We start from the raw sequence: 822 nt of genomic DNA, 5'->3' as shown, positions 1-822 counted from the left end.
ATTCTGGCTCGCACATGTCGCAGTTAATGCATTTAGGGGTGATCAGTAATGCCATTTCTCTATACCTTGCAAAACCAGCTGCGGATTATACCCGTAACGGCGTAGCCGAGCACTCTCTTTCCCAGACATCTCTCGCATAAAATAGCGTAATAAGCCAAATAACCAATAAAGTTTTCTGTGGCTTTGCCGATATCCATTTTTCTAAGTATGAGCAAGCTAACAACGTATCACATCAGGTCTTATGACAAAATGTATCGGGCAGCAGGGGAATTTAGGGGTTATACAGGCGCTGCCTTCTGAACTTGGGGATGCGGCAGCTTTTGAACGCCATTATTGGCATCACTGTCAAAGACGCTACAACTTTCAGCCTATTTACCGCACCAGCGGCAAGCTGTTAGCCATAGAGCTGCTTACCGCTGTGTTTTCGCCAGCGTTTCCGCAGCGGTTTGTTTCACCTGAAACCTATTTTGCCAGTATCAATGTGGGCGAGCGGTTACAGGTGGTGATTGAGCAAATGCAGCTTCTGTCCCGTTGGCATCCGCGTTTTATTCAGGATGGCATTCTGGCGTCAGTCAATGTGGACGGGCAAACGTTGCACGCGTTACAACAGAGCCATGAAGCGAAGCAGTTGATCGCCTCCATGCCCTGGCTGCGATTTGAAATCGTGGAAAATCAGGGAGCACTCTCGCAAGAAGTCTTGACGATGTTTCCCGAAATGCAGCATCTGTGGCTGGATGATTTCGGGGCGGGCGTCGCCAATTTTTCATCGCTGATGCAGGCGCAATACGACTGTATCAAAGTGGCGCGCGAGCTGTTTATTTT

At 48.8% G+C, this 822-nt stretch carries 1 protein-coding gene; it reads left to right on the top strand.

The annotated features are described in order from the left end of the window. Nucleotides 1–241: 241 nt before the first annotated feature. Nucleotides 242–822, top strand: a 581-nt coding sequence (pdeH, locus tag J5224_RS31630; RefSeq protein ID WP_264628934.1) for a cyclic-guanylate-specific phosphodiesterase, incomplete at its 3' end; no start/stop codon positions are given.

Source organism: Candidatus Symbiopectobacterium sp. NZEC135, from assembly GCF_025962695.1.
This window is presented reverse-complemented; position numbering and strand designations above follow the sequence as displayed.